The following is a 13448-nucleotide window of genomic DNA, read 5'->3' on the forward strand; positions in this document are numbered from 1 at the left end:
AGCCCGCTTTAGGCGGTGCCGAATTTCACCAGCTTGATCGCAGCAAAGTCGCTTACGTCGCCGCCAACGCGCTTGGTCGCGTAGAACAGAACATGCGGTTTGGCGCTGAACGGATCGCGTAACACGCGCAGATCGGGACGTTCGGCAATGGTGTAACCTGCCTGGAAATCGCCAAAGGCAATCGAGAAGCTGTCGGTCGCCGCATCCGGCATGTCCTCGGCGATCAGCACCGGATAGCCCATCAGACGCGCAGGCTCACCTGCGGCCAGACCATCGGACCACAGGAAGCGTCCGTCGCTGTCCTTGAGCTTGCGGATCAGACCGGCAGTTTTCGAGTTCATCACGAAGGTGCCGTTCACGCGGTACTGCGCGCCCAGCGCATAGACCACATCCACGATCGCGTCCCCATCGACACCACCCGCCGTGCCGGTTGCAACGTAGCCCAGATTGCCCCAGGCCCAGACGTCGTTGTCGACAGCCGGGTGGTCCAGAATACCCTTGGGCTTGTCCGCCCCGTCACCACCGATAAACGCCGCCGCCTCGGCACGGGCGAATTTGTCGGCGATACGGCCAGCCAGCCAACCCTCGACGTCAAAGGCACTGTCATCCAGCAGACGTTGCGAGGCCTTGGGCAGCGCGCTCAGCTCGTGCAGCGGGATGGAAATGCGATCAATCGACGGGGTGCCGCTTTCTGCCGTAGCCGCGTTTTCATCCGCCCAGCCCGCGCCCACATCGGTATGGTCGATCAGCACATCGAACGAGTTCGCCTCGACATTCACCACCGACGCAATCGAGCGGATCGAAGCGGTCGAGTTCAGGACCGACTTGATCGTTTCCGCGGTCTGCGGATCGACCAGATAACCGCCATCGCTGTTCACTGCGCTCGACAGAGATTTCGACTCCATCTCCAGCCCGCGCAGCCCGTCATCCTCGCCCGAACGCACATAAGCGTCGAAGGCCTTCTGATGTGGTGCGCCGTCCTCGATCGAGGCCGCAAGATGCGGGCGTGCCGCGATGGTTGATTTACGATCCAGCATGGTCAGTCGCTCTTCTGTCTGTTGCAGTTGGGTTTTAACTTCAGCCTTGAGGCCCTTGAATTCATTCACGAAGCCAGCCATCGCCTGCTTCACCTCCTGAACCAGGGGCGCACCCTCTCCGGTCAAGGCCGGGGTTTCGGTCTTGCTCATCAGCACTTCCTTTTTGGGTGGGTTTTGAGGCGCGCTAGGTCCGCGCCAGCTCCTGCCGGGCGTCGTGGAACACCTCGGCAATACTGCGCCAGGTGTTCTCGGCCTCAGGCTCCACGCCCTTCGCCGCCACCCGCGCACTGGGCAGCATCGGGAAAGTCACCAAGGACACTTCCCATAGCTCCAGTTCCGTCAGGACCCGCTGGCCCTTGTCATTCGTCACGGCCCGCTTGGTGCGATAACCAATCGAGAGACCATCCATCGCGCCTGCCCGGATCAATTCAGCCGCCTCACGACCCTTTTGCGTGGCCTCCAGCAGACGGCCCTTGACCCACAGGCCCTGGTCATCCTCACGCACCTCATCCCAGACACCGATGGGCTGCGCCGGATCGTGCTGCCACAGCATCTTGACCCGCTGCCCCGCCTTGGACAGCCCGTCGAGAGAGCCGCGATACGCCCCGCGTTGCACCACATCGCTGCCTTGATCGACCTGCCCGAACAGGCTGGCATAGCCTTCGATCACTGCGTCATCGGTGACGGACAACCCGTCTCCGAACCGGGCGAATTTATGCTCTAAATCCATGAACTTCTCCATGTAACTTACTGAACTCATGGCGTTACCACCAAGATGGATTGAAACGCCTGCGCCAGGATCACCGCGACCACGCCATAGACCGTCAGCCACAACCGGCGCTCCAGCCGCTCCATCATCTCTTCGATCTGATCCAGCCGCCTGCACAGATGCGCGTGCTGGATCTCGGCCACCCGCTCATGCGCAGCCAGACGCAGGCCCGGCGCGCATTCGAACGGAGGATACCCTTCAGACATCCGCGCGCTCCGGCAGGCCCAGCAAGGCCCGCTTTTCGGCATCCGTCAGGAAATCGGCCCCGTTGACCCGTGCCCACTGCGCGTCGCGTTCCGCCGACAGCGCGGGCACCTGATCAAGGTCGGGCTTCAGCATCAGATCCTCGCCAGTAAAGCCGACCAGCCATTCCGACACCGCCGCCGCCACTCGCGTCACCAGAGGCAGCACGGTCAGGCGATAAAACGCCCGGTTGGCCTCCTGATAGTTCGAATAGGTCGCGTCGCCTTGTATCCCCAGCAGCATCGGCGGGACTCCAAAGGCCAGCGCGATCTCGCGGGCGGCGGCTTCCTTGGTCTTTTGAAACTCCATATCGGACGGAGAGAACCCCATCGGCTTCCAATCCAGCCCCCCTTCCAGAACCATCGGACGGCCCGCATTGCGCGCCCCGCGATAGTTCTGCTCAATCTCATCCGACAAACGCCGGAATTGATCCTCGGCCATCACCCCATGGCCATCGCCCTTCCACACCAAAGCCCCCGAAGGTCGCGCTGCATTGTCGAGCAACGATTTCGACCAGCGAGACGCACTGTTATGCACATCAATCGCCATCGCCGCCGCCTGCATCGGCGAGAACCCATAGTGATCATCCTGAGGGTGGAACGACTTGATATGACAGATGTTTTCCGCCGCAAATCGGTGCTTCTTGCCACCAACCGCATAGTCATACGCCTTGGGCCATCCATCCGCGCCCGGCACCACGCTCATCCGGTCCGAGCGCAAGACATGCAGTTCAACCGGCAAGCTTTCATCAGTCTGGACAGCCTCAACATAGGCGTTGCCCGACAGCAGCAACTGCCCGAACAGAGCCTCCATCAACTCCGCCCGCCCCTGCGCCGCATTTGGACGGCGCATCAGCGACAGGATCGGGTGCGCGTCATAGCGCTGCGCCTGATCCTGAAGCACCAAAGGCAGGGCCGCCGCCGCCTCGGCAATCAGCTTGACCGAGCGGAACCCCACCGGGTTCCCTGAAAACCCCGTGCGTGTCAGCGACACCGCGTCCCGAGGACTCCACGCCACGCGCCCACTCGTCTGCCACGCCACCACGGGGCCCGCCGCGCTGGCCTTCGCCTCGGGCGCTTCCCCGGCCGCTCCACGACGCAAGAAATCGAATACCATCTGTGCTCCTTTCTTTCGCCGCTGTGTCCGGCTTGTTGAAAGGAGTTATGACGGAAAGAAGTTTAGGGCTTGGGAATGGAGCGTACGGGGGTTGGGCAACGGGATAGGCGTAGCTGAATTGTCATGGGGCTGTACGGCCGAAACAAGCTCAAATCCTATTCTGATGAGGTTCTTGTCGAATCCGCTGTGTCATTCAGGCAAGTTCGGATCATCGAGAGTAGTTTCGTCGCCTCGGGAACATAATCCAACAGAATTGGATAGTATGTCCTGCCAAACAGCACCGGATGGCCGGGATGCGTAAGTCCGAGCCCGAAGGGCTGCACCTGCTGTTCGGAAAGAAGAATACCAACTTCTAGGGATGGATAAGGGCGGCTATCGACTATTGAGTACGGAAACGTCGCTGAGTGCTCAACCGAAACGATATAGAGCCGAACACCAAACCGCCAATTTCTGCCGCGTCGGCAAATGATTACGCGCCTGTCCGTAACAAAATAGGCCAGGTTAAACAGGACGTAGTGCCTTTGAGTCGCGAAGCTAAACGAAAAAGCAACGAAAGCGAAAGTCATTGCACCGTATATCCAATAAGCTTCAAAGCGGCCAAACTCGGCATCGACATCGATGAAAGGAAGAGTTGCCCACATGACGAGTGAAGCGATCAATAGGCAAACATGAACCTTCCGCTCATCTCCGACGGCCTGAATGAACTTGCGCCCATAACCGGGGACACCTGACCAGAGCAGCTTTTCGTCGGCGTCAAGAATATCATTTAAATCAAATCTGTTAGAGCTGGTTACCGTGACGTTTTGCATAGCGTAGTCTTTACATCGTCAATACTCTTGCAACCAGTCGTTAACAGATGATAGCGAAACTTGATTAAAGCTCTGTTGCCGTCATTCCTACGCCATCGCTAAGCTCACAACGCTCTTACCCTGGGCCTCCGATACGCCCCCGCAGGCGCCACAACCAACTCATGCAGTGCCCAGACCAGCGCATCGACGCGGTCGGGCGAGCCCTGCCCCTCGAACCCGCGCGCGGTCATCTGGCACATCTGCTCCTCCAGCGCGTCCAGCCCGGCCACGTGGCTCACTCGTCCCTGTTCGTACAACGCCGCCACAGGCTCGGCCCGCGCGACCTTGCCGCGTGAGGCCCGCACCGCGCGGAACGGGACCAGAGGGTCCACCTGCCGCACAACCTCTTCCACCAACTGCCCGCCCTGATTAACCTCGGCCACCAGCCGTTCGGCCCCGAATTCATCCATCGCGTCAATCGCTGCCTGCGCCCAGCCCGCCGGGCCGACGCCCTGCACCGTCCGGTCGGCCAGCACATAGGCCCGCCACTCCTCGGGCGGGCCTTGCAGCTGAGCGCCCACAACCACGATCCCACAGGCATCCGCATCCGAACCCGCCGTCACCGCGGGATCCAGTGCTACGACCACCCGGTCCAGCTCGGGCAGATGCGCGCACCGCGCCGCCTCAAGCATTGAGCCTGTCCACAGCGCCCCCTCCGCATCCGACAGCAAAACCCCGTCCAACTCCTGCCGTCCCAGCCGCGTGCCTGCATAGCGCGCGCGCACCTCCTCTAGGAAGGATGCGGCCAGATTGGCCCGGTTCGCCTCGGTCGGCGCATGGGTTTGAACGGTGGAGGGCGACGCCAGCAACTCTTTCAGAACCTTCACATTTCGCGGTGTGGTCGTCACACAAACCCGAGGCTGATCCCCCAAACGCAGCGCAAATTGCAACATATCCCAGGTCTCACCGGCTTTCTTCCATTTGGCCAACTCATCTACCCAGGCCGCATCGAACTGAGGACCGCGCAGCCCCTCAGGATCATGTGCCGAAAATGCCTGCGCCTCGGACCCGTTGGGCCAGATCAACTTGCGCTCGGTTGCCTTCCACGTGGGCCGACGATCCGGCGGAGAACATTGCAATATCCCGCTATCGCCAAAGATCATAACATCGCGCACCTGATCAAAGGTCTCACCCACCAGAGCAACACGAGACGCCGCGCCCTTGTCCAAAGGCTTGGACCCTTCGACCACCCGTCGCACCCATTCAGACCCCGCGCGCGTCTTGCCCGCCCCGCGCCCGCCCATGATCACCCAGGACCGCCAGTCGCCTTCGGGAGGCAGCTGATGCGGCAGCGCCCAGAACTCGAAAAGGAAAGGGAGGGCACAAAGCCCCCCCTCCCCGATCTCACCCAGAAATCTGCCCTGCACCGCAACAGGTGCGGAGGCGAGCCAGCCTGCACCCGACCTCAAACCGAGCCCGGTCAAGGTCGAGCGCGTATCCCCCTTGGGCAATTCCGGCTTGTCTGTGATGTTGTTCGACAAAGCTTGTCTCCACTTTCTGGCAACTGCGGATCAACCCCTCTAGCTGGCCGAGTTGCTTGCCTGTTCCGGCAAAGTCTGCATCCTCCCCGGCTCCGATCTGCTGGCGCAGTTCTTCCGCTGCATGGCGCAGATCGCGAATGGATCTCTCGAGCGACTGCAACAAGTCAGCCGTCTGGGAAATCCGCTCTTCCGGGGTAATCAAAGTCATGTTTGCCTGTGACCTCATGCGTGAGTTTTCTCCGCACGAGAGAAATGAAAAAACGGCCGCCGGGTCGCCCCGGGGCCATTGCCCACTTCTTCTAGCATGTCACAACTTATACGAGAATAAGTGCGCAGTGTCAAGTTGAGGCGCAACGGGTCGCAACGCCTAAGCCGTTCTTTATATTAAACCTTTCATAACTCTCCGCAAGCGCTCTCCTGCGCGAACCACCTTATCGGCAAAAAAACCCACAAATACAGCTTGCATACGTAGATTAAACATAGACTTATTCCTCAAATTCGTTTCCATTTTTGGAAAAAAGAAGGAAATTAATCCTCATTTGTGCTATTTTGACCATTATGCTCATCATTTTGTGAGCATGATTCAACCTAGAACAAAGTTTTGTTTATTTTTTTGGAGTAGTTATGTCACGCCAACCCCATGGGCTCAGCCGCTATGAAACACTGGTAAAAGAATGCGCGGATACCCCGCGCCCGCCGCTGCCGGATACGTTTGGACGAATTGGACATCGCAACCCTCTCTCAGGTATCGCCCCAGGCGGTGAGCCTTTTGATACCGCCGATGTCCTCGTCGCATTTGATGCAGCGGTCGACTCGATGAAAGATACAAATGACCCACAAGGGCATGACGTCGCCGCCGGTATGACCTTCTTCGGTCAATTCGTTGACCACGATGTAACGCTGGACGCAAAGTCGGCCATTGGGACAGTTATTGATCCAGCCACCATTCGCAATATTCGCACCCCGACATTGGACCTCGATTGCGTTTACGGCGATGGCCCCGAAGCATCGCCGCACCTCTATCACCCCGACCATCACGGGTTCCTTCTTTTTGGCAACGCTGACAATCATCTCGATCTTGCCCGAACCAAGCAAGGCACGGCGCTGATTGGCGACCCTCGTAACGACGAGAACCAGATCGTATCGCAATTGCAGGGCGCATTCATTTGCTTGCACAACATCGTCATGACAGCGTTGGAGGCAGACAGTGGCATGGCGCGCAAAGCCTTGTCCGGCATTTCAGCGGCAGCCATGCATACCTTCAAGAAAAGCGAGGAGCCTTTCCAGGTTGCGCGCCGAATTTGTCGGCTGCACTATCAGTATCTCGTGGCCCATGATTTGCTTCAGGCATTCGTCGACGCCGACATTCTGAAACATGTGCGCGATCATCTCGAAGGTGGGACACTTCCGAAACCTTTCAAAGATGACTCCCCGGTTATGCCGATAGAGTTCTCCGGCGCTGCTTACCGCTTCGGACACGCCACAGTGCAGTCCAAATACCAGCTCAATCATGACAATCTGGATTTCGACCTGTTCAAGCTAGGACGGCCGGAGTTCTCTTTCCGACCGTCAGACCTGAACATTCACTTCGAGAAACTGTTCGACTATCCCGGTCAAACTGCAGACGCGCGTGCGCGACCCATTGGGCGCAAAATGGCGCAATCCATTTTCGCGCTCCCCTTCATCAGCGGCACGGCCGATATCGGCGGCGCCACAATGACCGAAGATCAGAACCGCAAACTTCCCTTGCGCAACCTGCTGCGCGACCGCCTCACGTTGGAGCTTGCCTCAGGTCAGCAAATGGCGCGCAAGATGCATGTGCCCGAACTTGCCGCTCCGCCTGAGCTGTCAGACCACGGCGTCACCAAAACACCGCTGTGGTATTACTGTCTGCAAGAGGCTGAAGGTCATAGCGGTCGACTTGGGCCGGTGGGCGGCACAATCGTCGCAACGGTGCTGCTACGGCTTCTGTATCTTGACCCGGAAAGCCTGGTCTGCTCGACCCACGACTTTAAGCCTTGGAAAGAACTTGGCGCAGATGATGACGGCACATACTCAATGGGTCATATGCTGAAATTCGTAGAAGACAATCGCGATAACATCGCCCATGCGGGGGATCTTCGCACCTAAACCTACCATGCCCTGATCCGGTAAGTCGGATCAGGGTTTTCACGCGACCAATGAACTATCCCTCACAAGCCTTGACATTTCAGTCGCCACGCATCATGTGCCTCTGACCAGCGCTGACGCGTGAGCCTCGGCGGGCACCATCTGCCCCACAGCGCCACAGATTTTTCCAGTTCCCCATCACGCAGGGTTCTTAACGCGACGACCAGATAGAGCAGGATCCGCCTGCCTGTCCCGAGGTCCCGCTTGACCCTACCGGTCGCGAATGCGGCCCATCACGACTTGCCCGTTGGCGAATACTGCGGGCGGCAAAGGATAAACATTGTTCGACTTCGATATGCTGGGCCTTGCGCCAGCGCTCAACGATGCACTCAAAAGTGCGAATTTCTCACAGCCCACTCCGATCCAGAACCAGGCGATCCCGCTGGCTCTGAATGGGCATGACATTCTGGGGCTGGCGCAGACCGGTACCGGCAAAACGCTTGCCTTTGGCCTGCCTTTGATTGATCACCTTCTGAACCAACCCGGCAAACCCGCGCCCAAAACAGCCAAAGCACTGATCCTTGCGCCCACACGCGAGCTTGTAAACCAGATTGCCGACAGCCTGCGGGTTCTGACCGGCAAGACCAAATTGCGCGTGGCAACTGTTGTGGGTGGTCAGTCCATCAACAAACAGATCGCCTTTCTGGGCCGCGGCACGGATATTCTGGTGGCCACACCGGGGCGTCTGATCGACCTGATGGAGCGGAAGGCCGTCGACCTCGGATCGGTGCGCCACCTTGTTCTCGACGAGGCCGACCAGATGCTGGATCTGGGCTTCATCCACGCGTTGCGCAAAATCGCGCCTGCCTTGGGCACACCGCGTCAGACCATGCTGTTCTCGGCCACGATGCCAAAGCAGATGGAAGAGATCAGCCGGGCTTACCTGACCAATCCGCAGCGGGTGCAAGTCTCGCCTCCAGGTAAAGCGGCGGACAAGATCACGCAATCGGTTCACTTCGTCACCAAACCCGAGAAACCTGGCAAACTGCGTGAGATCCTGTCGCAGGACACCGACGCCCTGACCCTTGTCTTCTCGCGCACCAAGCACGGGGCCGAGAAACTGATGAAGGGGCTTGTCGCCGATGGCTACAACGCCGCCTCGATCCATGGCAACAAAAGCCAGGGGCAGCGTGACCGCGCTATTAAGGCCTTCCGCGCCGGAGAGATCAACGTGCTGGTCGCGACGGACGTAGCCGCGCGTGGGATCGACATTCCCGGTGTGGCCTATGTGATCAACTACGACCTGCCCGAGGTGCCCGACAACTATGTCCACCGCATTGGCCGCACCGCGCGCGCCGGTCGCGAGGGTGAGGCAATTGCGTTCTGCTCGGCGGAAGAGGTCGACCTGCTTCGTCAAATCCAAAGACTGATGAAGATCGACATCCCGGTCGCCAGCGGTACACAGCCAGAACCTGTTGAAGCTGCACGCAGCGGGCGTCGCCAGAACAACCGGCGTTTCAAGCCGAGACCACCAAATGGAAGCGCGAAACCCGCGCACAACAAGCGCCGACGCCCCCGTCGCAAACCCGCAGCCTGATCAAAAAAACAGCGCCGAAAGCGGCGCTGTTTTTCGTTTTGGCTTAGATCGCTTTGCATTTGATTTGAATCGAAATACGCTGCCTCTCCCTGCGGTCGAACGCGCATTTCGACAATCATGCTTCAGACAAAACGCAAAACGCTTTAGTTGCCCGAGTTTCGCTCGGCCTCAATCTCGCGCCATTTAGCGACATTGCGGTTATGCTCCTGCAACGTCTCGGCGAACGCATGACCTCCAGTACCATCCGCAACGAAGAACACATAGTTCGTGTTGTCAGGCGCAACGGCTGCTTCGAGACTCGCCAGACCGGGGTTGGCGATCGGCGTCGGTGGAAGCCCGTCGATCTGATAGGTATTCCAAGGTGTTGGCCGGTTCAGCTCGCTGCGGCGCAAACCTCGGCCCAAGGTGCCCTGCCCCTTGGTGACGCCATAGATAACCGTCGGGTCGGTCTGCAGGCGCATGCCTTGATTCAGACGGTTCACGAAGACGCTGGCAACCTGGCCTCGCTCTCCGGGAACGCCCGTTTCCTTTTCGATGATCGAGGCAAGGATCAGCATTTCCTCGGGGTTTTCCAGCGGCAAACCCTCTTGGCGGTTTTCCCAGGCCGCATTGATGCGCAGCTGTTGCTTGTCCTGCATCGCTTTCAGGATGTCGTTGCGATCCTGACCGGCAGCGACATCGTAGCTGTCTGGCGCAAGCGAGCCTTCTGCGGGAATCTCCGCAATCTCGCCGCTCAGCGCCTCAAAACCCTTCAACGCCTCGACCACCTGCCATGAGGTCACGCCCTCGGCCAGAGACACGCGATAGCGCGTGTCTGCCTCTTGGCGCTTCTCCTGATAGGCCGCCGGGGTGTCTTCCTCGGCCATATCAAACTCGGCGATTTCGTCGAATTCCAGCGTGGCTGGGTTCAACTCACGCACGCGGGTCTGGGCGCGGGTCACACCAATGCGGTATTCGATCTCTGAGCCGCAGGTGCTGGCACCGTTGCTGGTGATCTCGTCGATGATCTGCTCCATCGACGCGCCTTCACGCACCAGAAAGCTGCCTGCCTTCAACTGCTGTGCTCGGTCGGTGTAATCGGCGGCCATGCGGAAGATTGTAGCGTTGGTAATGGCGCCCTGATCCTCAAGCTCGCGGCTGACCCGTGTCATGTTCGAACCGCCTTCAACCCGCAGGCAGATCGCGGTTTCCAGCGGGCCTTCCGACTGATACTGGGTCTGGCCCCAAAGGATCAGACCGCCCACCAGGAACAGGCCGACCACCAGGATGGTCAGCGCGTTCGATGCAATGGCCCGCCACATTTAACTGGCCTTTCCGAAGATCACGCTGGCATTGGTGCCACCAAACCCGAACGAGTTCGAAAGGGCCACGTTGATCTCACGCTCGCGCTTTTCGTTCGGAGCCAGATCAATCGGCGTTTCAACCGCCGGATTGTCGAGGTTGATGGTTGGAGGAGCCACCTGATCGCGGATCGCAAGGATCGAGAAGATCGCCTCAATCGCGCCCGCAGCCCCGAGCAAGTGCCCCGTGGCCGACTTGGTCGAAGTCATGGTGGCATTCGCTGCATGGTCACCCAGCAGACGCTCAACAGCACCCAGTTCGATCGTGTCCGCCATGGTCGAGGTGCCATGCGCGTTGATGTAGTCCAGATCTTTCGGTTCCAGCCCAGCGCTGCGAAGCGCGGCTTGCATCGAACGCTCGGCCCCGTCGCCATCCTCGGACGGTGCGGTGATGTGATAGGCGTCGCCCGACATGCCGTAGCCCAGAACCTCGGCATAAATCTTCGCGCCACGCGCCTTCGCGTGTTCATATTCTTCCAGAATGACGATGCCTGCGCCTTCACCCATGACAAAACCATCGCGGTCAACGTCGTAGGGGCGGCTGGCTTTCTTCGGATCGTCTGCATACTTAGTCGACAACGCCTTACAGGCGTTGAAACCCGCGATGCCAATCTCGCAGATGCAGCCCTCGCCGCCACCAGCCACCATGACATCGGCGTCGCCTGCGCGGATGATGCGGCTTGCATCCCCAATCGCATGGGCGCCTGTCGAGCATGCAGTCACGACCGAGTGGTTCGGACCCTTGAACCCAAACCGGATCGACACCTGACCGGACGCCAGGTTGATCAGTGCGCCGGGAATAAAGAAGGGCGACACGCGGCGCGGGCCTTTGTCACGGATCAGATTGGCCGTATCCGCAATCGAGCCCAGCCCACCAATACCTGAACCGATCAGAACGCCGGTGCGCAGGCGATCTTCCTCGCCCTCAGGGGTCCAGCCCGCATCCTTGCACGCCATTTCCGCTGCGGCGATCGAGTACAGGATGAAGTCTTCGATCTTGCGCTGTTCTTTCGGAGGCATCCAGTCATCGGGGTTGAACGTTCCGTTTGTTCCGTCCCCACGCGGCACCTCGCAGGCATAGGTCGTAGTGACCCCGCTTGCCTCGGCATCGAAATGTGTGATTGGCCCTGCGCCGGACTCTCCGTCCAGCAGACGCGACCAGGTTTCCTCGACTCCGCTGGCCAAAGGAGTGACCAACCCCAGACCGGTTACGACGACTCTGCGCATGAAGTGCCTCTTGCCTGCTTACTGTTATGCGAACCGCTCATACCCCGGCCCGGGGTGCGGGGGCAAGGGCCACGCTCCATTCCCCGTCTGCATCTTGCGGTTTCAGCTTGATTTTGGGCGATCCTGCGCCTGTCGATTTCTCGCGCCCTTCCAAAATTGGAGGGCGCGAGGGTTTTCAATTTTGGTTCCGCTACTGGAACTGCGCTACAGGCTCACGTGCCGCGGCCGCAACGCCCAAAACTTCGGACAGATCGACTGTTTTCCGGAACAAGGCCCGACCGACAATCGCGCCCGCGATGTTCGGGATGTAGGACAGACGCGAGATATCGTCCGCAGTCCGCACCACACCGCTGGCAATGACGGGCGTCCGCGAATGCTGCGCGAGGCCCGAGATCAGGCCCAGCTGCGCCTCGACGTCTTCCATGTCACTGTCGATATCGGTCACAACGATAGCTGCGAAAGGCGTGCCGTCAAAGGCATCAATGAACGCCTCGGCTGTGAACGCGCTTTGGCTGCGCCAGCCGTCGGTCATGACAAACCCCTGCCAGACATCCACCGCAAGAACGATCTGATCCGGGTAGAGCTTCGCCAGCTCCTTCACCAGATTAGGGTCCCGTGCCGCAAGCGTCCCGATCACAACGCGGCCCGCGCCCTTGTCGATCCAGTATTCAACCTGCTCGCGGTTACGCATACCACCGGCCAATTGCACGGGGATCTCGGCCGACCGAATGATCTCTTCCACCAGTTCATGGTTGGTATCACGGCCTTCAACAGCGTCGAAATCTGTCAGATGCATCCACTCGGCCCCGGCCTCGGCCCAACCGCGCGCGGTTTCGACCGGGTTCACATGCCAGATCATCGCGTCCTCCAGACGCCCTTTGTCCAAGGTGACGCAGCGACCGTTCTGAAGTTCCATTGTGGGATAGATTCTCATGAGCTTTCTCCTCCGCCCAATCGCGCTAAAGTCTCAGACTAACATAGCCTGTTACTGCGTTGAGTGCTGCAACCAGGATCGGCATTGTTTGGTCTTTTTGCGGCATCGCAGCACGCTGGCGGAATCACGCCCGTGCCGGAGGGCCGTTGCGACGCAGTAGATGGACCGCTGTGCCGTTGTACTCGGCCTCGCGCATCACGACATAACCCAGCTTTTTCGCCAGCTTCTGTGACGAGGCGTTGGCTGCGTTCACCATCGCCACCAATCGGCCCGGCATAATCCGATCAAACCAGTCATGGGCGGCCTGAGCGGCCTCATATCCCAAACCCAGCCCCTGTGCTTCGGGGGCCAGAACCCAACCGGCCTCGGGATAAGTGTCAAAATCCTCACCCATCGCACGGTTTCCATAGAAGAACCCGGCCTGTCCGATCAGCTTGCGATTCGATTGCTGCAATACGCCCCATTGCCCGAACCCGGCCATCTGCCAATGCCCTGCATTGCGCAGAAACGAGTCCCATGCCTCACCGCGCGACCGCGGGGTTCCACCAATATGACGCGTCACACACGGGTCGCGCCAGATCTCGGCGAACCGTTCAAAATCCTCAGGGCGCATCGCACAGAGTGTCAGACGCGCCGTGTTTATCATTGGGGTGGATCTTATCATGTCCTGCCCACCTTGAATTGTGCCTCAGTGGAAACAGTGCGAATCGAAATCGCCTTGTGCAACCCTGAATTTAATGCAGGCAC

At 59.4% G+C, this 13448-nt stretch carries 13 protein-coding genes; 2 read left to right on the top strand and 11 right to left on the bottom strand.

Translation table 11 applies throughout. The features are described 5' to 3' along the window. Positions 1-8: 8 nt before the first annotated feature. The 7 genes from J7394_RS14445 to J7394_RS14475 all read right to left on the bottom strand — a co-directional run bounded on the left by J7394_RS14445 (position 9) and on the right by J7394_RS14475 (position 5702). On the bottom strand, positions 9-1187 hold the full coding sequence (locus J7394_RS14445; RefSeq protein WP_209253956.1) for a phage major capsid protein: 1179 nt from the start codon (positions 1185-1187) through the stop codon (positions 9-11). Between the two features lie 34 nt (positions 1188-1221). Next, positions 1222-1779: an HK97 family phage prohead protease gene (locus J7394_RS14450; RefSeq protein WP_209254129.1), complete on the bottom strand. Its 558-nt coding sequence runs from the start codon at positions 1777-1779 to the stop codon at positions 1222-1224. Positions 1780-1793: 14 nt separating this feature from the next. After that, positions 1794-2012 (bottom strand): hypothetical protein, encoded by a 219-nt coding sequence (locus J7394_RS14455; RefSeq protein ID WP_170466169.1) that lies wholly within the window; start codon positions 2010-2012, stop codon positions 1794-1796. Further along, positions 2005-3165 carry a phage portal protein gene (locus J7394_RS14460; RefSeq protein WP_209253957.1) on the bottom strand — a complete coding sequence of 387 codons (1161 nt, stop codon included), beginning with the start codon at positions 3163-3165 and terminating at the stop codon, positions 2005-2007. Before J7394_RS14460 ends, J7394_RS14455 begins: the two co-directional genes overlap by 8 nt. Positions 3166-3320: 155 nt before the next feature. Then, the gene (locus J7394_RS14465) at positions 3321-3974 is read right to left on the bottom strand and encodes a hypothetical protein (RefSeq protein ID WP_209253958.1); all 654 of its coding nucleotides are present in this window, start codon (positions 3972-3974) and stop codon (positions 3321-3323) included. Between the two features lie 104 nt (positions 3975-4078). Further along, positions 4079-5305, bottom strand: coding sequence for a DNA-packaging protein (locus J7394_RS14470; protein ID WP_209254131.1), 1227 nt, complete (start codon positions 5303-5305; stop codon positions 4079-4081). A 52-nt stretch (positions 5306-5357) separates the two neighbouring features. Then, entirely contained in the window at positions 5358-5702 is a 345-nt protein-coding gene (locus J7394_RS14475; protein ID WP_209253959.1) for a hypothetical protein, read from the bottom strand. Positions 5703-6118: 416 nt separating this feature from the next. Between J7394_RS14475 and J7394_RS14480 the strand changes: the two genes are divergently transcribed. Continuing rightward, the gene (locus J7394_RS14480) at positions 6119-7624 is read left to right on the top strand and encodes a peroxidase family protein (protein WP_209253960.1); all 1506 of its coding nucleotides are present in this window, start codon (positions 6119-6121) and stop codon (positions 7622-7624) included. A gap of 319 nt (positions 7625-7943) precedes the next feature. Continuing rightward, positions 7944-9200 carry a DEAD/DEAH box helicase gene (locus J7394_RS14485; RefSeq protein WP_209253962.1) on the top strand — a complete coding sequence of 419 codons (1257 nt, stop codon included), beginning with the start codon at positions 7944-7946 and terminating at the stop codon, positions 9198-9200. Between the two features lie 143 nt (positions 9201-9343). Here the strand turns inward: J7394_RS14485 and mltG are convergent, their stop codons facing one another. From mltG to J7394_RS14505, 4 genes are all read right to left on the bottom strand, one after another. Next, a complete protein-coding gene (gene mltG / locus J7394_RS14490; RefSeq protein ID WP_209253964.1) occupies positions 9344-10501 on the bottom strand; it encodes an endolytic transglycosylase MltG in 1158 nt (385 codons plus the stop codon). Then, complete coding sequence (fabF, locus tag J7394_RS14495; protein ID WP_209253966.1) at positions 10502-11767, bottom strand: beta-ketoacyl-ACP synthase II; 1266 nt, start codon at positions 11765-11767, stop codon at positions 10502-10504. Between the two features lie 190 nt (positions 11768-11957). Next, positions 11958-12701: a HisA/HisF-related TIM barrel protein gene (locus J7394_RS14500; RefSeq protein WP_209253968.1), complete on the bottom strand. Its 744-nt coding sequence runs from the start codon at positions 12699-12701 to the stop codon at positions 11958-11960. A 124-nt stretch (positions 12702-12825) separates the two neighbouring features. Continuing rightward, complete coding sequence (locus tag J7394_RS14505; RefSeq protein WP_209253970.1) at positions 12826-13365, bottom strand: GNAT family N-acetyltransferase; 540 nt, start codon at positions 13363-13365, stop codon at positions 12826-12828. Between the last annotated feature and the right edge of the window lie 83 nt (positions 13366-13448).

This window comes from Ruegeria sp. R13_0 (assembly GCF_017743995.1).
In the GTDB taxonomy this organism is placed as follows: domain Bacteria; phylum Pseudomonadota; class Alphaproteobacteria; order Rhodobacterales; family Rhodobacteraceae; genus Ruegeria.